A 22,417-nucleotide genomic window follows, 5' to 3' on the forward strand; every position below is an offset into this window, starting at 1 on the left:
GGCGTACCATGGTAGATAAAATTGTTATCGCGAACCGCGGCGAAATTGCCCTGCGTATTTTGCGTGCCTGTAAAGAAATGGGCATCAAAACCGTTGCTGTGCACTCCACCGCTGACCGTGACCTGAAACACGTGCTGCTGGCAGATGAAACCGTCTGTATTGGCCCTGCACCTTCAGTTAAAAGCTATCTGAACATCCCTGCAATTATCGCTGCAGCAGAAATCACTGGCGCGGTGGCTATCCACCCTGGCTATGGTTTCCTGTCCGAGAATGCGGATTTCGCAGAGCAGGTTGAGCGTTCTGGCTTCATCTTCATCGGCCCGAAAGCAGAAACTATCCGCCTTATGGGCGACAAAGTGTCTGCAATCCACGCGATGAAAGCCGCTGGCGTTCCTTGCGTGCCGGGTTCTGACGGCCCGCTGGGCGACGACATGGATCTTAACCGTGGCTTCGCAAAACGCATCGGCTATCCGGTCATCATCAAAGCCTCTGGCGGCGGCGGTGGTCGTGGCATGCGCGTTGTACGCAGCGACAAAGATCTCGAGCAGTCCATCAACATGACCCGTGCTGAAGCCAAAGCGGCTTTCAACAATGACATGGTGTACATGGAGAAATACCTCGAAAATCCACGTCACGTGGAAATTCAGGTACTGGCCGATGGTCAGGGCAATGCAGTCTATCTGGCCGAACGTGACTGCTCCATGCAGCGTCGTCACCAGAAAGTCGTGGAAGAAGCGCCAGCACCTGGCATTACAGAAGAACTGCGTCGCTTCATCGGTGAACGTTGTTCCAAAGCCTGTGTGGATATCGGCTACCGCGGTGCGGGTACTTTCGAGTTCCTGTACGAGAACGGTGAGTTCTTCTTCATCGAAATGAACACCCGTATCCAGGTTGAACATCCGGTTACTGAGATGATCACCGGTGTGGACTTGATCAAAGAGCAGCTGCGGATCGCATCCGGCCAGCCTTTGTCGATCAAGCAAGACGAAGTGCGTGTCAAAGGCCATGCGGTGGAATGCCGTATTAACGCGGAAGACCCAAACACCTTCCTGCCAAGCCCGGGCAAAATCACTCGTTTCCATGCGCCTGGTGGTTTCGGTGTTCGTTGGGAATCGCACATTTACGCAGGCTACACCGTGCCTCCGTACTACGATTCCATGATTGGTAAACTGATCACTTACGGCGAAACCCGTGAAGTGGCCATCGCCCGCATGAAAAATGCACTGGCGGAACTGATCATCGACGGCATCAAGACCAATATTGAACTGCAACAACGCATCATGAATGACGAGAACTTCCAGATCGGTGGGACTAACATCCACTATCTGGAGAAAAAACTCGGTTTGCAGGAAAAATAAAAAGACCGTACCGTTGCGTACTCTCTTATCAAGGCCGGATATTCCGGCCTTTTTTACGTTTAGGGGGAGAAGAAAATGACATTTGATAAACGTTTTCTGCAAGCCAACCGGGAAGCCCGCTGGGCATTCGGGCTGACCATTGCTTATCTGCTGGCGTGGTGTTTTGCCGCTTATATTCCTGATAATAAACAGGGCATAACCGGTCTTCCGCACTGGTTCGAGATGGCCTGCCTTCTGGTTCCGCTGATTTTTATTCTTTTGAGCTGGCTGATGGTGCGCGTCATCTATCGCGACATTCCGCTGGAGGACAGTCATGAAGACTGAAGTCTTATTGCCGCTGATCGCCTATTTGCTGCTGGTCTTCGGATTGTCGGTGTATGCCTACACCCGCCGTCAACAGGGCAGCTTCCTCACCGAGTACTTCCTCGGTAATCGCTCAATGGGCGGCTTCGTCCTGGCGATGACCCTCACCGCGACGTACATCAGTGCCAGCTCCTTTATTGGCGGACCGGGTGCGGCGTATAAATTCGGCCTCGGCTGGGTGCTGCTGGCAATGATCCAGTTGCCGGCGGTCTGGCTGTCGCTCGGCGTGCTGGGCAAAAAATTCGCTATTCTGGCGCGGCGCTATAACGCCGTCACCCTCAACGATATGCTGTTCGCACGCTATCAGAGCCGTCTGCTGGTCTGGCTGGCAAGCCTCAGCCTGCTGGTGGCGTTCCTCGGGGCAATGACCGTGCAGTTCATCGGCGGCGCACGTCTTCTGGAAACAGCGGCCGGGATCCCTTACGACACCGGTCTGCTGATTTTTGGCGTGAGTATTGCGCTATACACCGCGTTTGGCGGTTTCCGTGCCAGCGTGCTCAACGATGCGATGCAAGGACTGGTGATGCTGCTGGGCACGATTTTGCTGCTGGTGGCGGTGATTCATGCGGCCGGTGGCCTGCACACCGCGGTTGATAAGCTGCAACAGATCGACCCGAAACTGGTTTCCGTCCATGGCGGCGACGACGTTCTTTCGCTACCGTTTATGGCATCCTTTTGGATTTTAGTGTGCTTTGGGGTGATCGGCCTGCCACACACCGCCGTGCGCTGTATCTCCTACAAAGACAGCAAAGCGGTGCACCGCGGTATCGTGCTCGGCACCGTGGTGGTCGCTATTCTGATGTTTGGGATGCATCTGGCCGGGGCGCTGGGTCGCGCTATCTTGCCGGATTTGAAAATACCCGATCAGGTCATTCCCACGCTGATGATCACTGTCCTGCCGCCTTATGCCGCTGGGATTTTCCTTGCAGCGCCAATGGCCGCGATTATGTCGACCATCAACGCGCAGCTTTTACAGTCGTCCGCAACGATTGTTAAAGATCTGTACCTCGGCGTCAAACCAGAGCAAATCACCAATGAGCGCCGTTTGAAACGCTTCTCCAGCTGGGCGACATTCATCCTTGGTTTACTGGTGGTACTGGCCGCGTGGCGTCCGCCTGAAATGATTATCTGGCTTAATCTTCTGGCCTTTGGCGGGCTGGAAGCGGTGTTCCTGTGGCCGCTGGTGCTCGGCCTTTACTGGGAGCGCGCGAATGCCACTGGTGCGCTGAGCTCAATGATTGTTGGCGCAGTTTGTTATACCCTGCTCGCCAGTATCGACCTGCACATTGCCGGTCTGCATCCGATTGTGCCGTCGCTGTCGCTGGGCTTGCTGGCGTTTTACATCGGCAATAAATTTGGCGTACAGCCGCGCGAAACCGCACTCAAGCCGTCCTGACCGGGCGGCACTGATTTAACAGATTGCTAAGAAGAGAATCGCTATGCCTTGGATCCAACTGAAAATTAACACCACCGGTAATGATGCAGAAACGCTGAGCGACGCGCTTATCGAAAGTGGTGCGGTGTCTGTCACTTTCCAGGACACGCATGATAATCCGGTGTTTGAACCACTGCCGGGTGAAACCCTGCTGTGGGGCGATACCGATGCTATCGGCCTGTACGATGCCGAGACCGACATGACAGAAGTCGTTGCCATGCTGGAGAACGAGCCGCTGCTGGGCAAAGGTTTCGTACACAAAATCGAACAACTGGAAGACAAAGACTGGGAACGCGAGTGGATGGATAACTTCCACCCGATGCGTTTTGGCGAGCGTCTGTGGATTTGCCCGAGCTGGCGTGACGTCCCGGATCCGACCGCCGTGAACGTGATGCTGGATCCGGGCCTGGCGTTCGGCACCGGGACTCACCCGACCACGGCGATGTGCCTGCAATGGCTCGACAGTCTGGATCTTACCGATAAAACCGTGATCGACTTCGGCTGTGGCTCCGGCATTCTGGCGATCGCCGCGCTGAAGTTGGGCGCGAAACACGTCGTCGGGATCGACATCGATCCCCAGGCGATTCAGGCCAGCCGCGATAACGCCGAACGTAACGGCGTATCCGAGCGTCTGTCGCTGTATCTGCCAAAAGATCAGCCAGAGAACCTGTCAGCAGACGTGGTGGTCGCCAATATCCTGGCCGGCCCGCTGCGTGAACTGGCGCCGCTGATTGGCGTGTTACCGGTGGCAGGCGGCCGTCTTGGGCTTTCCGGTATTCTGGCGAGTCAGGCGCAAAGCGTGGCCGATGCTTATCAGGATAAGTTCGAGCTGGATGCCGTGGCTGAGAAAGAAGAATGGTGCCGGATCACCGGCGTTAAAAAAGCCTGATCCCTGCAATTTCATGCCCGTTCCCCTCAGGAGCGGGCTATTTCCTGCACATTAAGTGCGATCTGATCTGTGAAGTGATCCCTGCCACTTTTTGCTCTATTTACCTTTTTATAAAGTCATTACAATCCACGCGGTTTTTATCCATGTGTTTCTACGACTTTAGAAAAGGGATGTTCCATGAAATTCAAATTACTGGCCATTATTCTGGCCGCTTGCAGCATTTCTGCCTTTGCCAGTGAACAAACACACTGGTCTTACGAAGGTAATGGCGCTCCGCAAAACTGGTCCAAAATCAGTCCGGAATTCAGCGAATGTACTAACGGAAAGAACCAGTCACCCGTCGATATCCATAACTCTTTCACGGTTCACGCCACGCCATTATCTTTGAGCTATCTGGCTTCGCCTGAAAGCATCGTGAACAACGGCCACAGCGTGCAGGTCAACGTTCCTAAGGGCGACACCCTCATTGCAGATGGTGAAACCTTCACACTGCAACAGTTCCATTTCCATTCACCAAGCGAAAACACCATCGATGGAAAATCCTTCCCGATGGAAGCTCACTTTGTTCATACCAACGCCGCGGGTGAAATCGCCGTGGTCGCAGTGATGTTCAACGTGGGTGATGAAAATAAAGAACTGGCGAAAATCTGGGAAAAGATGCCCTCTGAACAAGGCAAACCGGCAAATATCACTGAAAAAGTGAATCTGGCGAAATTGCTGCCTGCTGAACACAATCACTATCGCTTTAGCGGTTCGCTGACCACGCCACCGTGCACCGAGGGCGTTCGCTGGCTGGTGATGAAACAGCCTCAGACGCTGTCAGAAGCGCAGCTGGAGAAATTCCAGCATGCGATGCATCATGCCAATAATCGCCCTGTGCAGGACCTGCACGGCCGCGTCATCGTCGCTGAATAACTACGTCTGCCAAATGAGGCACAGAACTCGCTTCTGCTGCCTCTCTTTTCACGGGTTAATCCTTTCCACATTTCCTAAAAAGAAGTTACTTTCTGACCATATAGCGACCTGCATCACAGAATTTTGTGGTTGTTGATGCTTAAAACGGCGATCAAGCCCTTAGAATCACCTGTTATAACAGGGTGATTTAGAGAGATATTAGGAATTTCTTCAAGCGCACAATTTAGCCAATCACACCTAACTCAATGTTAATGTTCAATAAAATAAAAAACGCCTCAACACATTAGCTGTCGTAAGGCATTTTCTTATCAAATCGCTCAAAGTTTGGCCTTTCATCTCACATCAAAAATGCGTAATATACGCGCCCTTGCGGACATCAGTATGGTCATTCTAAGTCTATGCGCATCGGACACCACCAGCTTACAAATTGCCTGATTGCGGCCCCAATGGCCGGTATAACAGACCGACCGTTTCGTGCCTTATGTCATGCGATGGGTGCTGGGATGGCTGTATCCGAAATGCTCTCTTCCAATCCGGAAGTGTGGCGGACGGACAAGTCCCGATTGCGTATGGTGCATAACGATGAACCGGGAATCCGGGCCGTGCAAATTGCCGGTTGCGATCCCGAAGATATGGCGGCTGCCGCCCGAATTAATGTGGCGAGCGGTGCGCAGATCATTGACATCAATATGGGCTGCCCGGCCAAGAAAGTGAACCGCAAACTGGCAGGATCTGCGCTGTTGCAGTATCCGGATTTGGTCAAACAAATCCTCACTGCCGTGGTTAACGCGGTAGATGTGCCAGTCACGTTGAAAATTCGTACTGGTTGGGCACCGGAACACCGTAACTGTGTACAAATTGCCCAATTGGCTGAAGACTGTGGTATTCAGGCCCTGACGATTCATGGCCGAACCCGTGCCTGCCTTTTCAATGGAGATGCAGAGTACGACAGTATTCGGACAGTTAAGCAGAGTGTTTCCATTCCGATTATCGCGAATGGCGACATAACTGACCCGCATAAAGCCAGAGCGGTGCTCGACTACACCGGAGCTGATGCTCTGATGATAGGACGTGCCGCTCAGGGGAGACCCTGGATCTTCCGGGAAATCCAGCACTATCTGGACACAGGGGAACTGTTACCGCCACCGCCTTTGGGTGAGGTACAGCGCTTGTTAATAGGGCACGTACGGGAACTGCACGACTTTTATGGTCAAGGCAAGGGATTCCGTATCGCCCGTAAGCATGTTTCATGGTATCTCCAGGAACATGCCCCGAGTGACCAGTTTCGGCGCTCCTTCAACGCCATAGAGGATGCCAGCGAACAGCTGGAGGCGTTGGAAGCATATTTCGAAAATCTTGCGTAACAAAAAAGAGCTGACAGAACTATGTTCGAACAACGCGTGAATTCTGACGTACTGACCGTTTCAACCGTAAACTCACAAGACCAGGTGACTCAAAAGCCTCTGCGTGACTCGGTAAAACAAGCACTTAAGGGCTATTTTGCTCAACTGAACGGTCAGGACGTGAATGACCTGTATGAGTTGGTTTTGGCTGAAGTTGAACAGCCACTGTTGGACATGGTGATGCAGTACACCCGTGGCAACCAGACTCGTGCGGCCCTGATGATGGGTATCAACCGCGGTACGCTGCGTAAGAAACTGAAAAAATACGGCATGAACTGATACTAATCAGTCAACCTATTGAAAAAAGGCGCTTTTCCTTCTATGGATTAGCGCCTTTTTGTTTATGCGTGATACACCACGTGATACACGGAGCTGTGTACGAAGATATACCGCTATGAACAAACGGCGTTTCTCAAATGCCTAAGATTGGCTAAGTTTGGAAAGTTGAATACGATGATCGATGTGAATGTTGTTTGATTATCGCTTTGGTGGGGCTGGCTTCTTCCATTGGAATTCACTTGTGCCCATCCTTTGCCGGTGGCGTTCTTTAGCTGCCAGCACGTTAGATAGGCTGGTGCGCATTACCAGTTTATCCTGGCCGTTAAGCACAATTCCTTCTTTGCTTGCGAGCGCTAATATTGTCGCCTCCACTTTCTCTCTGTTCAGCATGGCTATCTACCCTTGATATTTATTGCTGATCGCTGGAGAAAATACCGGCGCTTATGATCGCCCCTCCGATTTCACGCTCCCCGTAAAGCAGCGGTACCGGATAACCCATTGCAACCGTATTCACCGGCGTGCCAAAGGCGTAGTTGGCTTTGTTGTCAGCATCAGAGGATGCCCCGACGTTAAAGCTGGGTTGTGGCGTGAGCATCTGCACCACACCGCCGATCGTCATGCTCAGACCAATACCAGTCAGGACAGTCGTAGCCGACATAGCCCCAGCACTTAAAGCAGCACCCCATGCAGCCATTGACGCGCCAGCAGTAAAGAATGCTGCAACTAATGCAACTGCGCCAATAACGAGTTGTAATGTCCCTCCGCGTTTCGCACCTTGAATCACAGGAACCATTTTGTATTCGGTGGCCGCTGCTGACATGTCGAATTCATCAAGCGAGATATTATTCTTACCGCTGTAGAAGGCGAATTTCACGCCTTTGAGGTGGGCATTCGATAAGTACTTTTTGAATCCCTTCACCTGAGAGCACATAGCTCTGATCATTTCATTCAGGTCTACTACGTGAAACTGATGAACTTTGCCAAACTTTTTGGCCGCTGCACCTTCCAGAATCATTTTCTTGAGCATTCGTCACCTCTGACAGGTCTTTCAACAGATATAAAAGTAATAAACTTATAAAAATCAGCAACAACAACCTGCTGAATGTGCTGACTCGATAAAATTCACCAGAAACGGCTATTAATTACCCTTCTCGCCACAACTGGCAGCGGGTAAATCGGGTGAGTTTTTCTCAATCGGGCAGGCTTAATATTATGTTTCTTAATAACTTTCGCTACGGTAGCCCGGTCAACTTCCAGAAAGCGGGAAATTTCGCTGATGCTGCACACAGGGACGCCGTTTATCACCTCAAGTGCAACCTCATTTTCATTCAAAACGCGCAATCTCATTGATATATAACCTCTTATTTGAACTCACCAGTTGATGATGATGATGACGATAGAAATACGAAAACTAGCCGTTTTCCGCGAGTCCGCCGCCCCGTGGCAGGCACTCCCGCCGGGAGTACCTTTCATTTTGAATCATTTCATTTGCAACTAAATCAAGCTTGCCCGGTCGATTTGACCAGCCCGCGATAATCCAGCGCGGCCACGCCTGCATCGATGCGCACCTTCCATGCAACACCATCAACCGTGAAGCCCTGTTGCTCTTCGAGGTAAGGCGTATCCATGCCATCCAGATACGCCACCTCGATGGTGTCGCTGCCCTTGGCTGATGCCACATACCATTGCTGCGCGTTCTTCTTATCCAGTCGTGGTTCAACAATGACCTGACCCATGTTTTGCACCGTGTTGGCTATACCGGCGTTCTGGTTGAATACAGGATTGGTGTCACTCCCCACGGTCTGTGTACCGATCTGGAACAGTGAAGAGGTTGACTGCACTGTACGCATGGCTGCACCTTCCAGCGCGGCAGGAACGATGATGTAAGCCGGGGTAACGTTCAGCGGGTTGCCGTCTGCATCTTCCTGCAGGCGCATTGCCCTACGTGCCTCTGTCAGACCGTCCATATCCATGCTCTTAGCGATCAGGTTGTGGTGGTCAGCACTGAACAGCGTTTTGTTGTCAGTGTATTTCGGGTTGTCGGTCAGCACGGCATAAACCAGGTTACCGACCGTGCGTGACGCAGCGCGGCCCATCAGTTGAGGAATGGTAGTCAGCTGTGACAGATCATCATTGATAATGGCCTGTCGCGTGATGGAGAAGATATTGCCGTAGGTGGCCAGCGCAATTGGCACGCCGTGATCGCTGGTGGTCACATACTTGTACTCCGCGCCCTCCGGTACCTTATCCAGTGACGTGAACCCGTTCAGGCCAACGCGCTTAGACTCATGGAAGTTGGAGAGTGAGCCGGTTTTCGTCCAGCTCTGGAAGGTCTCACCGCTGTCCTGCCAGCCCATCAACACAGACTTCTCAGCACCACCGGCAAGGATGGAAGAGAAGTCACTGGTGGTATGGGTGAACGCAAGGTTCACAATCTGCATGCGGTTGCCGAACCCCGCAACGCTGATCCCACGGTCTGTCAGAGAGGCTTTCGCCATATCAAAGAGCGACATCATGGTGTACGGATTGCCGCGCTCTGCCTGGTCATGTCCGAGCCGGGCATAAAGCCCCTGACGGATGCCGTCGCCGGTGATATTGCCGTTGCCTGCGTAGATGTGCGCATTGCTGCCGGTTTTATTGGACGGGGTTGCATCTTTGCCCATCAGCGCCAGCAACTTATCCTTGGCCTGATCTACAGTGCAGGAGGCGTCTTCGACGCAGGTTGATTGCAATTCCTGATGACGGCCGCCGAACATGGCAAACAGGTCTTTAATGCCGTTGATACGTTGCTGCTCTGGTGCTGCTGGCGGGTTTACTGAACCCTGTGGCGCGGTGATCATGTTTTTCAATGCATTTGGCATAGCTTCAAATTCCTCAATTCTTTTTGATTCCAGACGAGCCATGACGTTTACCGCTGGCTCCAGTTCATCGGCAAAGCCCTGCTCGACACATTCACGACCGTTGAGCCAGGTCTCACCCTCAAGCATCTGCGCCAACTCGTCGGCAGATTTGCCCGTTTTACTGGCATAGGCTGGGATGAGCACGGCCTCAACCTTGTCCAGCAGGTCGGCGTAGTCGCGCATCTCTTTAGCATTCCCGCCAGAGATGCCCCAGGGCTTGTGAATCATGAGCATGGCATTTTCAGGCATCACTACTTTGTCGCCGGCCATCGCGATAACCGAAGCCATAGACGCAGCGAGGCCATCGATATGCACGGTCAGATTGGCGGGGTGTTTTTTCAGAAGGTTGTAAATAGCGATCCCGTCGAACACGTCACCGCCCGGGGAATGAATAAACAGGCTGATTTGCTTTACCTGCCCCAGCGCGGCCAGCTCGTCGGAGAACTGACGGGCGGTAATGCCCCACATGCCAATTTCGTCGTAAATCTTGATTTCAGCAGCGCCAGCCGCTTTAGCCTTGATGGAGAACCAGCTTTTCATAGCCATGCCCCCAGCGAAGCGTTGTACCAGTAATGCACGCTGTTGCGGACGATTTGCCCTTTAGTCGGTATCGGCATTTCAGGGCGGTTTTTACGGCACCAGTCCTGATAAGCCTCAATCTTGTTCATCGTGTCAGCGTCGATATGCACGGCCTGACCTTTCTTTTTCGTCGGCATTCTTACCCCTGATATTTATCCAGTATTGGTGCAAGAATCATACGATCAATTATTTTTATCGTAAAGAGCAATTTTTCTAATCATAATTCTACACGCACAAAAAAACCGGGTTTCCCCGGCCAGATGTGATGGCATGTTAATTCTGCTTTTCTTCATGGTCTTTTATCCGAGATAACCAGTAAGTCAAGGTTGATGAACTATCAAAGATATGAAAGTTCATATGATCACTTGGCTTTGAACCCCGCCTGATTTTATCAATAGAACTTTGATAAACATCATTTATAGCATGCGCAATAAAACAACGTTCAAACTCTGATAACTCGCCTCGCGAATGCTGCCTTTGGATTTTCTTTCGTTCCTCCTGAACGTGGTCTTTCAGCTCAGTAACTAAATCGGTGATAGCTGGGTCTGGATGAAAGCGGGGATATTGTTCTGCAAGTGCAGCCTCAATCACTTCCAATTTTTCCTTAATTTGCATAAGTCTTTGCATCAAAATTTCCTCAATAAATCAGATAAAAAATAAATTATGCTTTTAAGTGTCCACCTCTCCACCCAAGACATTTTCTTCATTTAAATCATAGTATTAATGGGTGGTTAGTATATTTTCAAGTCTCCTCAAGTCACCACCTCAAGTCACCACCTTCTTGGTTAATGAGTGGAGAGGTGGAGAGTAGGTGGAGAGTTAAAACTAAAGTATCCACCCATTAACCATATGTTTTTAAACACATAATTTAATGAGTGGAGACGGGTGGAGACTTATTTAATAAATTTTATTCTGTGCCCCCTGTTGCGGCAGGTAGCCACTCCTCGGCATCCTCAGCCAGCCGGATGTTTGAGCGCATATTTCCCTTGGTACTTTTCTTTCTGATGTATTCCTTCCCATACTCCGCCATCGCACCAGCCATATCCGTACCGAACCGGGTAAGTGATACCGGCCTGTTAAGCCCGTTACTCTGCATATAGGCGAGATAGGCGTGATACAGATACTTGCGCGGGCTGAACGGAATGATGCTGGCATTACCGATAAACATACCGTCGCACTGCACGGACGCCATCAGGTAGCCGCAGAAGTCCACCAGCGAATCGCCTTCACGCTTTATGGCTAATGCCTCTTCTGATTTCTGCTGCTCGAACAAAAGGCGCTTGGCCTCTGACTGATCCGCAAATCGAGTCAGCAAATGGCGGATTATCACCGGTAATTCAGCCTCTATCTTTTCGGACAGCATCGGATCACGCTCATTCTCAGGCACAACCTGCGAGAAATTGAATATCACCCGCCGCCGCGATATACCGCCGCTCCGGTCGCTGAATGACATAGCGTTATTGTTGACGGCAAGAATCACAGCCGGGATCCGGGTCGAATACGGGGCTTTGTGTTTCGGGTCTATGGCTACCTTGTCACCACCGGTTATGGCTTTAATCCCTGCCCCGTCACCGGCATAGCGGGTCATATCAGGCATGATAATCAGCGAGAACCCGACAATCAGCGCCCTTTCTCGCGGCTCTTCCAGCGCCTTCATGCTGGCTGATACAGTGTTGCCCTTACCGGCCAGCATAGTACAAATCTCGGCCATGACGCTTTTGCCGCTGCCACCTGCGCCCGTCACCTCAAGGAATAGCTGCCAGTCATAACGGTTTGCCATCACCATATAAAGCGCCGCCAGCACTCTATCGGCTTTTCGCTCGTTGCCCGCCGTTGACCAGGTTAGCCACTTCCAGAACGCTGGCGCATGAGTGGCCAGGCTCTCACCTTCCTCGGCCTGAATGAACTCTACATCACTGGCGATCAGCAGCCAGTCAGCCTGGCTATGTTTCCTAAATACGCCTTCCCGGGTATCAAAAACCCCATTACTGAAACCAATCAGATTACGGGCGGTTGGTTCCATGAGCGGTAGGCTCAGCTTCATGGTGTCTACGGCGTTCTTCATGCTGGGCATTGAGTACGGAACCCGTGATTCCATAAAGATAGCGGCCATTTCCCGCGCCAGCGCTTTATCAGGAACCGGATCCCAGATAACGCCGTTGTAGTGATGTACGGTATCCGAGTCACCATTCAGCGCCAGCCGTCCATCATAATGCGCCAGCAAAACTTCCCCGCGCTGGCTCGGCCCCATCTGATTAAGCGTCGGCGTCCCACCATCCAAAGCGACAAATGGCTCTGGCTTTCTGTCCGATCTCTTGACGACTGGCGCAGGGAACAGGCGGTTGATCCGCGCACTGTCACAAAGCAGTGCCTTAACGTCATTTTCTCCAAGGTATTTGGCTACCAGCTCGGCCCGTGCTTTCTTCTGCTTTTCAGTGTCAGTCAAGATCAAGCCACTCTCACAGAGCGATTCATAAGTTGCACCAGCACCAGGAACGAGGCTCTTTAACTTCTGAGCCAGTGCGCCGAAGGTGGTAGCTTTGTCGCGGTGACGGGCAGCGGCAGCACTGGCCTCTTTCTTGTCGATTGGGTGGCCGTTGATCCACCGATAAACGCAGGAGAACAGCGCATCAGACATGATTTCCGGCTCTAAAACAGACATGGTCATAGCTGTGGCCTCCGTGTCATAGTGAATTTACCGATCAGCGGGTGATACCAGTACTTGCTGCGGCACTGGCGTTTTGCCCCTTTGAAGATGATCAGCGCCGCCTCACGAAATTTGGCTTCATGCACCGCATAGCTGGCGCCATGACGGACAATCAGTACGCCGCTGTTACGCGCCAGCTCCTCAGCCTTCTTGGTGGAAATACCCATCTCAGCCGCCATAGTGGTTAATGGGGCCATACCTTCTGGACAGGCATCCTTCCAGGACATTGCAGCAAGCGCCAGCTCAAGGGCGGCAACACGTTTTTCCAGCTCGTTAAATTTGATTGGGCTGATCATTTGGTTGCCCCCCGGCGTTTTAATTCGTAATCGGCGTTCTCACGGTTCTGATCAAGGGCCTGCATCAGTCGTGGCAAGTGCTTCAAAGCGCTACTTAAACCCATCATGTCTCTTCGGCATTCTTCATCTGAATATTCGTCACTATCACAAGCTTCCATGGACAAGCAGCCCAGTGTGGTAAGTGCGAAAACTATTCCTGATGCAGCGTCCCCACAGTTGTTTTTGTAATCAGTCAGCGCTTCTTGGGAGAGGTTTTTGAGTAGGTCAGAACTACCCACGACAGCATGGTAGATATCACGCATGACGCACCTCACTGGCTCTTTTCAAATCACGTACGCGCAACAGCACTTTATCGATCAGGGTGATCGCTATGTCGTGCTCTATCTCGTTGTCATCGTTCATGTACAACGGTGCTGCAAGAAGGGTTTCCATCAGCCGGAGTTCGTCTTCGATATCGATATCTGACCATTTGAAATTAGGCATGAGATACCCCCTGAACAGGCAGGCGGCCAGCGAATACCATCACGCAACCAACCGGCGCCTGATCACGGGCTTCGCGTTCAGTAGTGGCGGTTATTTGAATGACGCTGCGGGTTCTGGCATCGAGCGCCAGAAAACGCCATGTGAATTTAGGATGAGTTTGGGTAGACTGGATATCAGCCATAACTGTTACCTCGATTAACGGTTTGGTGAGACGCCTCGGTACTGCTCGAACAGTCCGGGGCGTTGCTTTTTGTAAATACGACGTGATAACGTACGTACATAACAAAACCCATACTATGAGGTTACGTACGTACATGTCAACAATCAAAAGAGATAAAACTCCCAAAGGCGAAGGTCTATCACCTACTTTCCAAATCCGCATTACCCCAGAACTGCGACAACAGTTGAATGAAGCGGCCAGCCGCGAGGGAGTAAGCCTGGGTAATTGGCTGAAGGGGTTAGCCCGAGCAGAGCTAATGCGGCGGGGAATTGAACCAAAAGGCTGATCAGCCGGCTTCTCGGCCAACCAGGTATCAGCGGAGTTTTCCGCCGATTGGAGATCTCCCGAAAACTTGGGAGATAGGGGTGTGCTCCAACGGCGCATACCCCCTGCAATAAGTGAGTTGCAGATTTGCAACACGGTCGGTAACCGTGCCATTGCCGCAGTTACCCCGGGGGATTTCCCGTAGTTAAAAGAGATGTGAGCAAAATTGCACGCATTGACCTGATCGATCACTATGCTAATATCGTTTTCGATACGTTTTGATGTGTACCACTGGCGGCCCGGCATGGCCGCCTTTGTTTTATTCAGCATCTGATTCCCCTCCAAGCGCCAGCCGCGGCTGGAAACAATCCAATAAATGCTTTTCTTCATGCGCCAGCTGATGCTTTTCAATCTTCCGGATCACCAAAGCCCTGCCAGCCTGGCTACCTCGGTCAACTGAGTCGGCGGAACGGCGGGTAAAATCATGAAGCAACGCCCAGGGCACGCCATAAGCGCCATATTTTCGGATGGAAGGGATAACTTCGCGGAATACCCAGTTACTAAAACGGTGGGCAAAAGTATTGGGTGTGCTGGCTTTCCGGCTCCGCGCAATCAGCTTGTAGAAACCGGACTCAGAAACGATGCGCATTAACTGCTGCCCGCCAGGGGTGTAAGTTAAATTTACCCCCTTTTCGTCATGATCCAGAGCCTTAAGCGCCATGCGGTGATTGACTATCTCAAGGGCTTGGCAGACATCCTTGGCAATGAACCAAGGCTCAGCGGATAGCTGCAGGACACGGACTTTATGCCCTTCAAAGCAGAGTACTGACACGTCAGGTTTATTTGTCATGCTCCACCTCATGCAACTTGGCTGATCTGAGATTTTGGCTGGCTGTGAACCCACCCATTTACCTCAGAAAGTAACCAGCCCACAGAGCGCCCGCCGAGCTGGCGGCGGCACGGAAATTTACCCTGCTTTTCCAGGTTGTAGCGGTGCATACGGCATAGGCCAGTGATTTGGCGACATTCAGATTCGCGGATTATACGGTCGGAGATAGTTTGTTGATTGTCCATAGATAACACCCTCGTACATGGCTGTAAGTGAGGGTATTTAAGCGTGGCGACTTTCTACTTTTTGGAAATTTCCATGGGTGATTTGGAAATTTCCAAGGGATCAAGGTCAACGCCATCTAGCCATAATTGAACGGTCTTATGCCCGGCAGGCAGTCTAAATCCCACGTTTTCAAAATCTTCACGCATCCGCCCGAGGGGAGTGTGCTTACTTCCTTCTTTCATCAATTCATAAACATTATCTGATTGAGTGATTCCATAATGTATTTCAATTAAAGCTTTAATGAACTGACTCTGTTTATTATGATTAGGTTTTCTCTTTACCGAAGTTTGTTCCAAAGGCTGTGGCATTTCACCGGAGTGATTAATTGAGTTAATATCATCTTCCATAATGCAAATATATCTTGCAGGTATTTCAATTCCTTTTATGTTATTTAGTTGAATTGATCCATCAAAATATTCTGAGCAATGCGTGTCGAGGAAATGTATTGTTATCACTTCGCTATCATAGTTAAACTCGAAATCCACTAAGTCGCTTGGTGATATGTAAAAAAAACCCCCAAACCATTTAGCAAAGGTTGCGCTTTGAGCTATATCGTCTTCTGGTAAAATCTTTTTATATATTCCATGAACTCCCCAACTATCACCCTCTATTGATTTAAAATCACCAGAGCTCCCCTGATCAGCATCAACATTGAGAGCATCGTAAACGACAACAAACTTCGATTCTTCTGTTTCAATCCATTGCCTGATATAAATAGATATATTTAACGCGCCTGTGGCACCGAAGTGGATTACATCTTTAATCTGACACCCTAATTTTTCAGCTGCTTCATGTAATGGATAATATAATCTTTCTGGAAGATTCATTTTCTCACCTGCAATAAAATAACATTTTCATGTTCACCGGCCAGCAAAGATAGGCGCTCGCACCACATATTCAGCGCTTCCAGTTTTTCAGGCATGTATTGGCTCAGGTTATAAACGGCCATTACGCCTGGCATTGTGTGCCCCAAAAGCTGTTCAACAACATGCGGGGCAACGCCCAGATCATTAAGCTTTGTGGCGAACGTGCGCCGGATATCGTGAAGTGACCATGGTTCAGCATGCCCCAGCCGCTTCCAGATCAGACGTCCCCACTGACTCACTGCAGATGATTCCTTCACCTCCCCCAGCAGCAGGCCGCTACCTGAATGCTGTCGGTGTAGATCCTCTATAAACGTGCGGAGAGCCTCAGGAACAGGGCGCACAATCTTAGTTCCGCCTTTACTGTGAGCCTTTGGCACTGTCCATACCCATTTCTTAAGGTCCCACTCAGCCCAGGTGGATAACCGGGCCTCCTGAGAACGGCAGCCGAACGTCACCAGCAGGCGCAGCATCGAGGCGTAGTAAGTTTTAAATTTTAATTGCTGGCTGGCCTGCCAGATCTGGCCTATCTCGTCATCAGAGTGGTCCCTGTCCCCTTTTTCCTGCTTACTGCCTACATCAGGTATGGTCAGGTCGTCTAAGGCATTGCTGACGGCATAGCGCCGCACCCGGCAGAACTTCAAAGCCTGTTTGGACATCTGAAAGACATAACCGGCGGCCACAGGCGAATCTTTCTTGATCCGGTCAAAGCATTCGAGCCAATGCCGGGTTTCACACTGCGCCAGCGGCAGGGAACCAATAAAGGGGTAAATATGCTTCTCGAGCTGAGCTTTATGTCGCGTGACATTGGCCCGGTTGTCGGTCGCATACTCGGTGATCCAGTAAAGCAGCGCGTCCTTAACTGTGACCGGCTTTAGGGTTTCCGTGGTGGTGAAACTCAACTGGTGCTTCGGGTCTTTGCTATCTGCCAGCCAGGCGCGGCACTGATCGCGCTTCTCACGCGCCAACTTCAAAGGCATGTCCGGATAATTCCCGAGCTTTAGACGTTCCAGCTTTGCCCCGCGCCCGCCCAACCGGTAAGCGTACACCCAACTAATCACACCAGTTTTGGATACACGAACGCTTAGCCCGTCGCCATCTGAGATAAGTGCTTCACCATCCCGCGAGACATTCAGGATTGACCTCAGCTTTTTATCGCTCAGTTTGTTTGTGCCACCAGCCATTTCACCGTCCAAAATCTCAGTCCATATTTTCCACGTGATACACCACGTGATACACCGTCAAGTGTATGAGCCTGTACCGACATATACAAGGATGTACGGGAATTATGAAATAACTGATAAATATCAAGTAAATAAATACAAATCACTGGACTGTGATTTACCGCTACATACCATGATTGTTAGAATACGGCATGAACTGATACTAATCAGTCGTTGTCTTGAAAAGGCGCTTTTCCGCAAGGGGAGCGCCTTTTTTGTTTATATCCGCGTAAGAATTCTGCTTGTCATATCCGCTCAAAACTTAACCCAGATCAACCGCAATGAGAATAATTCTCTCCCGCATTCAACGATTAAGAATTACTTTAGAGTGACAAAAAAATCATCTCTGGGGAGTGGCAATCAATGAAGCAACTTTATACGCGTTTTACCGCCGCGCTGAATAAGCCTGATCTGGCAATTCTGCTGTTACGTATCACCTACGGGCTGCTGATTTTTCATGGCTGGCATAAGTTACACGACGGGCTGAGTGGCATTCAGGGGATGCTGGCGGGTTATGGCATTCCAGCATTCGTGGCGTATGGCGTGATCATCGGCGAAGTGATTGCCCCGATCATGATGATACTGGGGATCTTCACCCGTCTGGCGGCACTTTCTGCCGCTGCCACCATGGTCGTCGCCTGGTTGATGGTTGGGGTTCACCATACGTTCGCGCTGTCACCGGTCGGTGCATGGGCGATTGAAGATATTGTTTACTACTTTATGGCCGCTATTGTCATTGCGCTTTACGGCAGTGGCCGTTACTCGGTGATGAGCAATCCGCTGTATCGATAAGCCGGTTTGCGGCATACCTTTTCACCAAAGTATGTCGCTCTCCCACCCCGGTCTGAGCGCTTTATCAACGGTAAAGCCCTGCTTTGCGTGGTGTTTTAAAATGGTCTTTTAAATCATCCAAAATTGGATGCAAATTCGTGTAATTATCAGAAAATTACCCTCTCCGGAACGATGATAGAACATGTTATACTTTCCGTAAGAGTCGTATTCGCCCGCTCAACGCCTACGGACAGCCCTTCAGCTTCGCGATCCCGTCTTCTCAATGTACCGTCTGTTAATGTAAAAGTTTCGTCAATTGGCGGCTTTTATAAAACATTGCCAGACATGTGTTGTCCCACTCTTTGCAGGATAATCCGTACCGCGCCGCGCTATTCGCCACGCGTTACACCGGTTTTTTTATGCAGATGATTAGGCATTTATGACATCTCCACGATTTCAGGCTTCGTTTTTACATCCACGCTACTGGCTGACCTGGTTCGGTCTCGGCATTCTGTTTCTTCTGGTTCAGCTTCCTTATCCGGTCTTATACCGGTTAGGCGTTTGGCTTGGCCGTACTTCCATGCGTTTTCTGAAACGCCGCGTGTCGATCACCCGCCGCAACCTGCAATTATGTTTCCCTGATCTCACGCCAGAACAGGTAGAAGCCAGAATTGTCAGCAACTTTGAATCTCTTGGCATGGGCTTACTTGAAACCGGCATGGCCTGGTTCTGGTCAGACGCCCGTGTTAAACGCTGGTTTGACGTCAGCGGTCTGCACAATCTGAAAAAGGCGCAGGAAAACAATCAGGGCGTACTGGTTATCGGCGTACATTTTATGTCGCTGGAACTGGGTGGCCGTGCGATGGGGTTATGTCAGCCGATGATGGCGATGTACCGTCCGCATAACAATAAAGCGATGGAATTCGTGCAGACCTGGGGTCGTATGCGTTCTAACAAAGCGATGCTGGATCGCAAAGATTTACGCGGCATGGTTCATGCGCTGAAAAAGGGCGAAGCCGTCTGGTTTGCACCAGATCAGGACTACGGCCCGCGCGGCAGCGTGTTTGCCCCGCTGTTTGCCGTTGATGAAGCGGCCACTACCAGTGGCACCTACATGCTGGCACGTCTGGCCAAACCCGCGTTAATAACCGTGGTCCTGGTGCGTAAACCGGCCGGTAAAGGTTATGACCTGGTGATTCAGCCGGCGTTACAGGATTACCCTATCGATGACGAACTGGCCGCTGCGGCTTACATGAACCGCATCATTGAAACCGAAATTATGCGCGCGCCAGACCAGTATCTCTGGCTCCATCGCCGCTTTAAAACCCGCCCGGCGGGCACGCCTTCGCTCTACCTATAGACGTGATAACTACATCAAGCCCGATGCCACCGCGTCGGGCTTTTTATTTGAACAACATCTGATAAGAGACCGGTAACCCTCATGGCTAAAAAATCCGACGCTGCGCCTTCCATTTTTGATCACCTTAAAGATGACGACAGTTTTGACCTCTGGGGACGTTCGAGCCTCAGCACCGCGCTTAACAAAACCAAGCCTAAGACGCCGGATAACGACCAAATCGCCGCAGCCCGTAAACTGATCAATGGCAGTAAAGATCAGGCGGAATAATATCCGCCGCGGCTTAAAATAACCCACTTCGCGTGGGTTTTTTATTGCCTGTTTAGCCGTAACGCGCCGCACTGATCAACGCCCTGCTCTAAATAAATCCTTCCTGCCGCGCCTTAATCATACGAAATGCTTCTGTTTTCGAATGATTAAGAAGCAACGAGATCTGCACTCCAAATAATAAATTCTCCGCACCCTTTTACGGCAGTCACATTGACCGCGCACTGAAACAGGGCAATACATTTCATAACGTACATCAATGTTACTGAGCAATTCCTCACTGTGACTAGATTGATGGCCGTTTTTCGATGTTGGCACTCCCCTTGCAATGACAGGTGCAGAGGGCGACGCCCCAAAACAGACAGGGTGCCCCGGCACTCACACAATAATAATTCTCAGTTTTGTCTCACAGGACGCTTTATGAAAAAAATATTGCTCTCAACGCTGATTGCCGCAGCAAGCTTCGTGACACTGGCTGGTCAGGCGCATGCCGGTACTACTCTGGACGCTGTTAAAAAGAAAGGTTTCGTACAATGCGGTATCAGCGACGGTTTACCGGGTTTCTCCTACGCTGACTCAAAAGGCAAATTCACCGGTATCGACGTAGATCTTTGCCGCGCAGTCGCCGCTGCCGTATTTGGTGACGCTGAGAAAGTAAAATACACACCGCTGACCGCCAAAGAGCGCTTCACCGCGCTGCAGTCTGGCGAAGTGGACATCCTGTCACGTAATACCACCTGGACCTCTTCCCGCGACGCGGGCATGGGAATGATCTTCGCTGGGGTCAACTACTACGACGGCATCGGCTTCCTGACGCACCAGAAAGCCGGCCTGAAAAGCGCCAAAGAGCTCGACGGCGCGACAGTCTGTCTGCAGGCCGGTACTGATACTGAGCTGAACGTCGCTGACTACTTCAAAGCCAACAAAATGACCTACACGCCGGTGACCTTCGACCGTTCTGACGAAAGTGCTAAAGCGCTGGATTCAGGCCGCTGCGACACCCTCGCCTCTGACCAGTCTCAGCTGTATGCACTGCGCATCAAACTGGGCAAACCGGATGAATTCATCGTTCTGCCGGAAGTGATTTCGAAAGAACCTCTCGGCCCGGTTGTTCGTCGTGGTGATGAAGACTGGCTGGCCGTTGTTCGCTGGTCTCTGTACGCCATGCTGAATGCTGAAGAAATGGGAGTGACCTCTGCCAACGTCGATCAGCTGGCTGCTAACCCGACTACGCCGGACATGAGCAATCTGCTGGGCAAAACAGGGACCTACGGCGCTGACCTGAAAGTCCCTAACGACTGGGTAGTGAAAATCGTTAAACAAGTCGGTAACTACGGCGAAAGCTTTGAACGCAACGTCGGTCAGGGCAGCGAGTTGAAAATCAAACGTGGTCAGAACGCCCTGTGGAATAAAGGCGGGATCCAGTACGCACCACCGGTTCGCTAAATATCCCTGGTTCCTGACGTTGAAAAGTGTTTAAGGATGCTGATGCACCGGTCGTTCCCCGGTGCATCACTTCCAGGGTTTTACCTGCAGGTCGAGGTTAATAATGTCGCAACGCCCAACCGTAAAGGCTTCGTTCTCGCTGACCAACCCGGCAGTCCGCGCCTGGATTTACCAAATTTTCGCGGTGGTGTTGCTGGTAGCCTGTCTCGGTTACCTTCTCCACAACACCATTACCAATCTGACTACACGAGGGATCACCTCGGGATTTGCGTTTCTTGAAAAAGGTGCCGGTTTCGGCATTGTTCAGCATCTCATTGATTACCAGGAAGGCGACACCTACGCCCGCGTCTTTGTCATTGGCCTGCTTAATACCCTGCTGGTCTCGGCGCTGTGCATCGTGTTCGCATCGATTCTCGGTTTCATTATTGGATTAGGACGCCTCTCCGATAACTGGCTGATTCGCAAAGTCTCGACGGTCTATATTGAGACGTTCCGTAATATTCCCCCGCTGCTGCAAATCTTCTTCTGGTATTTCGCGGTACTGCGTAACCTGCCAGGCCCGCGTCAAAGTCTCAATGCATTTGATCTGGCCTTCGTCAGCAACCGCGGTTTATACCTGCCGTCGCCGGAACTATCGCCAGGCAGTCTGGCCGGTTTCATCGCCCTGCTGCTGGCCGTTTTCGGCATTTTCGCCCTCAAGCGTTACAACCATTTTCGTCAGATTCACACTGGCCGCGTCTGGCGTATCTGGCCTTGGGCTGTGCTGATGCTGCTGGTTTTCCCGGCTCTCGCACACCTGTTCTTCGGGCCTGCGGTGCATTGGGACGTACCTGCCCTGCGCGGATTTAACTTCCGTGGCGGCATGGTGCTGATACCTGAGTTGGCGGCGTTAACGCTGGCGCTGTCGGTCTACACCTCGACGTTTATCGCCGAAGTGATCCGCTCCGGTATTCAGTCGGTATCGCATGGTCAGCATGAAGCCGCCCGTTCTCTCGGCCTGCCGAATCCGGTCACGCTGCGTCAGGTCATTTTACCGCAGGCGATGCGGGTCATCATTCCCCCGCTGACCAGTCAGTACCTGAATATCGTCAAAAACTCCTCGCTGGCTGCCGCTATCGGTTATCCGGATATGGTGTCGCTGTTTGCCGGTACGGTGCTCAATCAGACCGGTCAGGCGATTGAAACCATCGCCATTACCATGTCGGTTTACCTGATCATCAGCCTGCTGATCTCGTTCCTGATGAACATTTATAACCGGCGTATTGCGCTGGTCGAGCGTTAAGGG

The 22,417-nt window shown here is 51.3% G+C and carries 27 protein-coding genes; 13 read left to right on the plus strand and 14 right to left on the minus strand.

The window, feature by feature from the left end; translation table 11 throughout:
* Positions 1–8: 8 nt before the first annotated feature.
* From accC to fis, 7 genes are all read left to right on the plus strand, one after another.
* Positions 9–1,358, plus strand: coding sequence for an acetyl-CoA carboxylase biotin carboxylase subunit (accC, locus tag I2123_RS21655; RefSeq protein ID WP_112168391.1), 1,350 nt, complete (start codon positions 9–11; stop codon positions 1,356–1,358).
* Positions 1,359–1,433: 75 nt separating this feature from the next.
* Complete coding sequence (locus I2123_RS21660; RefSeq protein WP_213051493.1) at positions 1,434–1,682, plus strand: YhdT family protein; 249 nt, start codon at positions 1,434–1,436, stop codon at positions 1,680–1,682.
* On the plus strand, positions 1,672–3,117 hold the full coding sequence (panF, locus tag I2123_RS21665; protein WP_112168393.1) for a sodium/pantothenate symporter: 1,446 nt from the start codon (positions 1,672–1,674) through the stop codon (positions 3,115–3,117). Before I2123_RS21660 ends, panF begins: the two co-directional genes overlap by 11 nt.
* 43 nt (positions 3,118–3,160) lie before the next feature.
* Positions 3,161–4,045 (plus strand): 50S ribosomal protein L11 methyltransferase, encoded by an 885-nt coding sequence (gene prmA / locus I2123_RS21670; RefSeq protein ID WP_213051494.1) that lies wholly within the window; start codon positions 3,161–3,163, stop codon positions 4,043–4,045.
* A 177-nt stretch (positions 4,046–4,222) separates the two neighbouring features.
* Positions 4,223–4,960 carry a carbonic anhydrase gene (locus tag I2123_RS21675; protein WP_213051495.1) on the plus strand — a complete coding sequence of 246 codons (738 nt, stop codon included), beginning with the start codon at positions 4,223–4,225 and terminating at the stop codon, positions 4,958–4,960.
* A gap of 398 nt (positions 4,961–5,358) precedes the next feature.
* Positions 5,359–6,324: a tRNA dihydrouridine synthase DusB gene (dusB, locus tag I2123_RS21680; protein ID WP_112168396.1), complete on the plus strand. Its 966-nt coding sequence runs from the start codon at positions 5,359–5,361 to the stop codon at positions 6,322–6,324.
* Between the two features lie 21 nt (positions 6,325–6,345).
* Positions 6,346–6,642: a DNA-binding transcriptional regulator Fis gene (gene fis, locus I2123_RS21685; RefSeq protein ID WP_004097144.1), complete on the plus strand. Its 297-nt coding sequence runs from the start codon at positions 6,346–6,348 to the stop codon at positions 6,640–6,642.
* Positions 6,643–6,840: 198 nt separating this feature from the next.
* On the opposite strand, the gene I2123_RS25605 is transcribed toward fis, so the two are convergent.
* The 10 genes from I2123_RS25605 to I2123_RS25750 form a co-directional block, all read right to left on the minus strand.
* Positions 6,841–7,032: a hypothetical protein gene (locus I2123_RS25605; protein ID WP_244879865.1), complete on the minus strand. Its 192-nt coding sequence runs from the start codon at positions 7,030–7,032 to the stop codon at positions 6,841–6,843.
* Positions 7,033–7,051: 19 nt separating this feature from the next.
* Positions 7,052–7,669 (minus strand): tail assembly protein, encoded by a 618-nt coding sequence (locus tag I2123_RS21690; RefSeq protein ID WP_213051496.1) that lies wholly within the window; start codon positions 7,667–7,669, stop codon positions 7,052–7,054.
* Positions 7,670–8,141: 472 nt separating this feature from the next.
* Positions 8,142–10,082, minus strand: coding sequence for a ClpP-like prohead protease/major capsid protein fusion protein (locus I2123_RS21695; RefSeq protein ID WP_213051497.1), 1,941 nt, complete (start codon positions 10,080–10,082; stop codon positions 8,142–8,144).
* Positions 10,079–10,258, minus strand: a complete 180-nt coding sequence (locus I2123_RS21700; RefSeq protein ID WP_213051498.1) for a hypothetical protein — start codon at positions 10,256–10,258, stop codon at positions 10,079–10,081. The genes I2123_RS21695 and I2123_RS21700 overlap by 4 nt, the downstream gene beginning before the upstream one ends.
* A gap of 136 nt (positions 10,259–10,394) precedes the next feature.
* Entirely contained in the window at positions 10,395–10,748 is a 354-nt protein-coding gene (locus I2123_RS21705) for a hypothetical protein (protein WP_213051499.1), read from the minus strand.
* A gap of 280 nt (positions 10,749–11,028) precedes the next feature.
* Positions 11,029–12,789, minus strand: coding sequence for a DNA primase family protein (locus tag I2123_RS21710; protein ID WP_213051500.1), 1,761 nt, complete (start codon positions 12,787–12,789; stop codon positions 11,029–11,031).
* Positions 12,786–13,124, minus strand: coding sequence for a hypothetical protein (locus tag I2123_RS21715; RefSeq protein ID WP_213051501.1), 339 nt, complete (start codon positions 13,122–13,124; stop codon positions 12,786–12,788). Before I2123_RS21715 ends, I2123_RS21710 begins: the two co-directional genes overlap by 4 nt.
* Entirely contained in the window at positions 13,121–13,426 is a 306-nt protein-coding gene (locus I2123_RS21720) for a hypothetical protein (protein ID WP_136376688.1), read from the minus strand. The genes I2123_RS21715 and I2123_RS21720 overlap by 4 nt, the downstream gene beginning before the upstream one ends.
* On the minus strand, positions 13,419–13,607 hold the full coding sequence (locus I2123_RS21725; RefSeq protein WP_213051502.1) for a hypothetical protein: 189 nt from the start codon (positions 13,605–13,607) through the stop codon (positions 13,419–13,421). Before I2123_RS21725 ends, I2123_RS21720 begins: the two co-directional genes overlap by 8 nt.
* Complete coding sequence (locus I2123_RS25750) at positions 13,600–13,989, minus strand: host cell division inhibitor Icd-like protein (RefSeq protein ID WP_338053233.1); 390 nt, start codon at positions 13,987–13,989, stop codon at positions 13,600–13,602. The genes I2123_RS21725 and I2123_RS25750 overlap by 8 nt, the downstream gene beginning before the upstream one ends.
* Here I2123_RS25750 and I2123_RS21735 point away from each other — a divergent pair.
* Positions 13,922–14,113 carry a toxin-antitoxin system HicB family antitoxin gene (locus I2123_RS21735; RefSeq protein WP_213051504.1) on the plus strand — a complete coding sequence of 64 codons (192 nt, stop codon included), beginning with the start codon at positions 13,922–13,924 and terminating at the stop codon, positions 14,111–14,113. The genes I2123_RS25750 and I2123_RS21735 overlap by 68 nt on opposite strands.
* A gap of 297 nt (positions 14,114–14,410) precedes the next feature.
* Here the strand turns inward: I2123_RS21735 and I2123_RS21740 are convergent, their stop codons facing one another.
* The 4 genes from I2123_RS21740 to I2123_RS21755 are packed head-to-tail and all read right to left on the minus strand — an operon-like array spanning position 14,411 to position 17,252.
* Positions 14,411–14,941, minus strand: coding sequence for a BRO-N domain-containing protein (locus I2123_RS21740; RefSeq protein WP_244879867.1), 531 nt, complete (start codon positions 14,939–14,941; stop codon positions 14,411–14,413).
* Between the two features lie 8 nt (positions 14,942–14,949).
* On the minus strand, positions 14,950–15,165 hold the full coding sequence (locus tag I2123_RS21745; RefSeq protein ID WP_213051506.1) for a helix-turn-helix transcriptional regulator: 216 nt from the start codon (positions 15,163–15,165) through the stop codon (positions 14,950–14,952).
* Positions 15,166–15,219: 54 nt separating this feature from the next.
* Complete coding sequence (locus I2123_RS21750; protein ID WP_213051507.1) at positions 15,220–16,032, minus strand: hypothetical protein; 813 nt, start codon at positions 16,030–16,032, stop codon at positions 15,220–15,222.
* Positions 16,029–17,252 (minus strand): tyrosine-type recombinase/integrase, encoded by a 1,224-nt coding sequence (locus tag I2123_RS21755; protein ID WP_213052588.1) that lies wholly within the window; start codon positions 17,250–17,252, stop codon positions 16,029–16,031. Before I2123_RS21755 ends, I2123_RS21750 begins: the two co-directional genes overlap by 4 nt.
* A 402-nt stretch (positions 17,253–17,654) precedes the next feature.
* On the opposite strand from I2123_RS21755, the gene I2123_RS21760 reads away from it, so the two are divergent.
* The 5 genes from I2123_RS21760 (at position 17,655) to I2123_RS21780 (ending at position 22,414) form a co-directional block, all read left to right on the plus strand.
* Positions 17,655–18,083: a DoxX family protein gene (locus I2123_RS21760; RefSeq protein WP_213051508.1), complete on the plus strand. Its 429-nt coding sequence runs from the start codon at positions 17,655–17,657 to the stop codon at positions 18,081–18,083.
* Between the two features lie 418 nt (positions 18,084–18,501).
* Positions 18,502–19,422, plus strand: a complete 921-nt coding sequence (lpxP, locus tag I2123_RS21765; protein WP_213051509.1) for a kdo(2)-lipid IV(A) palmitoleoyltransferase — start codon at positions 18,502–18,504, stop codon at positions 19,420–19,422.
* Between the two features lie 81 nt (positions 19,423–19,503).
* Positions 19,504–19,689: a hypothetical protein gene (locus I2123_RS21770; protein ID WP_112168399.1), complete on the plus strand. Its 186-nt coding sequence runs from the start codon at positions 19,504–19,506 to the stop codon at positions 19,687–19,689.
* A gap of 417 nt (positions 19,690–20,106) precedes the next feature.
* Complete coding sequence (locus tag I2123_RS21775) at positions 20,107–21,132, plus strand: amino acid ABC transporter substrate-binding protein (protein ID WP_112168400.1); 1,026 nt, start codon at positions 20,107–20,109, stop codon at positions 21,130–21,132.
* A gap of 103 nt (positions 21,133–21,235) precedes the next feature.
* The gene (locus I2123_RS21780; protein ID WP_213051510.1) at positions 21,236–22,414 is read left to right on the plus strand and encodes an amino acid ABC transporter permease; all 1,179 of its coding nucleotides are present in this window, start codon (positions 21,236–21,238) and stop codon (positions 22,412–22,414) included.
* Positions 22,415–22,417 lie beyond the last annotated feature (3 nt).

This window comes from Rahnella inusitata (genome assembly GCF_018288855.1).
Taxonomy (GTDB): domain Bacteria; phylum Pseudomonadota; class Gammaproteobacteria; order Enterobacterales; family Enterobacteriaceae; genus Rahnella; species Rahnella inusitata.

Coding starts and splice junctions, on each gene's coding strand:
- accC (WP_112168391.1), top strand. CDS start 9: ATGGTAGATAAAATTGTTATCGCGAACCGCGGCGAAATTGCCCTGCGT.
- dusB (WP_112168396.1), top strand. CDS start 5,359: ATGCGCATCGGACACCACCAGCTTACAAATTGCCTGATTGCGGCCCCA.
- I2123_RS21690 (WP_213051496.1), bottom strand. CDS start 7,669: ATGCTCAAGAAAATGATTCTGGAAGGTGCAGCGGCCAAAAAGTTTGGC.
- I2123_RS21755 (WP_213052588.1), bottom strand. CDS start 17,252: ATGGCTGGTGGCACAAACAAACTGAGCGATAAAAAGCTGAGGTCAATC.
- I2123_RS21725 (WP_213051502.1), bottom strand. CDS start 13,607: ATGCCTAATTTCAAATGGTCAGATATCGATATCGAAGACGAACTCCGG.
- I2123_RS21675 (WP_213051495.1), top strand. CDS start 4,223: ATGAAATTCAAATTACTGGCCATTATTCTGGCCGCTTGCAGCATTTCT.
- I2123_RS21695 (WP_213051497.1), bottom strand. CDS start 10,082: ATGAAAAGCTGGTTCTCCATCAAGGCTAAAGCGGCTGGCGCTGCTGAA.
- I2123_RS21735 (WP_213051504.1), top strand. CDS start 13,922: ATGTCAACAATCAAAAGAGATAAAACTCCCAAAGGCGAAGGTCTATCA.
- panF (WP_112168393.1), top strand. CDS start 1,672: ATGAAGACTGAAGTCTTATTGCCGCTGATCGCCTATTTGCTGCTGGTC.
- I2123_RS21705 (WP_213051499.1), bottom strand. CDS start 10,748: ATGCAAAGACTTATGCAAATTAAGGAAAAATTGGAAGTGATTGAGGCT.
- I2123_RS21710 (WP_213051500.1), bottom strand. CDS start 12,789: ATGACCATGTCTGTTTTAGAGCCGGAAATCATGTCTGATGCGCTGTTC.
- I2123_RS21715 (WP_213051501.1), bottom strand. CDS start 13,124: ATGATCAGCCCAATCAAATTTAACGAGCTGGAAAAACGTGTTGCCGCC.
- I2123_RS21740 (WP_244879867.1), bottom strand. CDS start 14,941: ATGACAAATAAACCTGACGTGTCAGTACTCTGCTTTGAAGGGCATAAA.
- I2123_RS25605 (WP_244879865.1), bottom strand. CDS start 7,032: ATGCTGAACAGAGAGAAAGTGGAGGCGACAATATTAGCGCTCGCAAGC.
- I2123_RS21775 (WP_112168400.1), top strand. CDS start 20,107: ATGAAAAAAATATTGCTCTCAACGCTGATTGCCGCAGCAAGCTTCGTG.
- I2123_RS21780 (WP_213051510.1), top strand. CDS start 21,236: ATGTCGCAACGCCCAACCGTAAAGGCTTCGTTCTCGCTGACCAACCCG.
- lpxP (WP_213051509.1), top strand. CDS start 18,502: ATGACATCTCCACGATTTCAGGCTTCGTTTTTACATCCACGCTACTGG.
- prmA (WP_213051494.1), top strand. CDS start 3,161: ATGCCTTGGATCCAACTGAAAATTAACACCACCGGTAATGATGCAGAA.
- I2123_RS21720 (WP_136376688.1), bottom strand. CDS start 13,426: ATGCGTGATATCTACCATGCTGTCGTGGGTAGTTCTGACCTACTCAAA.
- fis (WP_004097144.1), top strand. CDS start 6,346: ATGTTCGAACAACGCGTGAATTCTGACGTACTGACCGTTTCAACCGTA.
- I2123_RS21760 (WP_213051508.1), top strand. CDS start 17,655: ATGAAGCAACTTTATACGCGTTTTACCGCCGCGCTGAATAAGCCTGAT.
- I2123_RS21750 (WP_213051507.1), bottom strand. CDS start 16,032: ATGAATCTTCCAGAAAGATTATATTATCCATTACATGAAGCAGCTGAA.
- I2123_RS21770 (WP_112168399.1), top strand. CDS start 19,504: ATGGCTAAAAAATCCGACGCTGCGCCTTCCATTTTTGATCACCTTAAA.
- I2123_RS21745 (WP_213051506.1), bottom strand. CDS start 15,165: ATGGACAATCAACAAACTATCTCCGACCGTATAATCCGCGAATCTGAA.
- I2123_RS21660 (WP_213051493.1), top strand. CDS start 1,434: ATGACATTTGATAAACGTTTTCTGCAAGCCAACCGGGAAGCCCGCTGG.
- I2123_RS25750 (WP_338053233.1), bottom strand. CDS start 13,989: ATGCGGATTTGGAAAGTAGGTGATAGACCTTCGCCTTTGGGAGTTTTA.
- I2123_RS21700 (WP_213051498.1), bottom strand. CDS start 10,258: ATGCCGACGAAAAAGAAAGGTCAGGCCGTGCATATCGACGCTGACACG.